This window comes from Bartonella sp. CL63NXGY (genome assembly GCF_042194905.1).
Classification (GTDB): Bacteria; Pseudomonadota; Alphaproteobacteria; order Rhizobiales; family Rhizobiaceae; genus Bartonella.
This window is the reverse complement of record NZ_JBHINK010000154.1, coordinates 327-559: the sequence shown is the minus strand read 5'-3', so window position 1 is coordinate 559 and position 233 is coordinate 327. Positions and strand designations below refer to the sequence as shown.

The window sequence follows — 233 nt, the reverse complement described above, 5'->3', positions numbered from 1 at the left end:
ACAGCAGTGCTGCCTTCAACTACATCAACTGGAGTAGTTACGTTAGCCTTTGCACCTGCACCCTTGGCATCAATAGTGAATGGGTTTGTATCTACCTTGCCATTCTTTGAACCAAGAACGTTCTTAGCTGCGTCATTGTTGGTGAAGTCAACAGTCATAGTAGCTGAAATTGACTTACCATCTTTAGAAGCAGTAGGAACAGTAGTGTCAGGAGCTTGACCCTTCCAACTTAC

1 protein-coding gene is annotated in these 233 nt (G+C 44.2%); it reads right to left on the bottom strand.

The window, feature by feature from the left end; genetic code table 11:
- Window positions 1-233 (bottom strand): hypothetical protein (locus ACFIK0_RS09865; protein ID WP_375663986.1); only part of this gene is annotated, 233 nt, incomplete at both ends.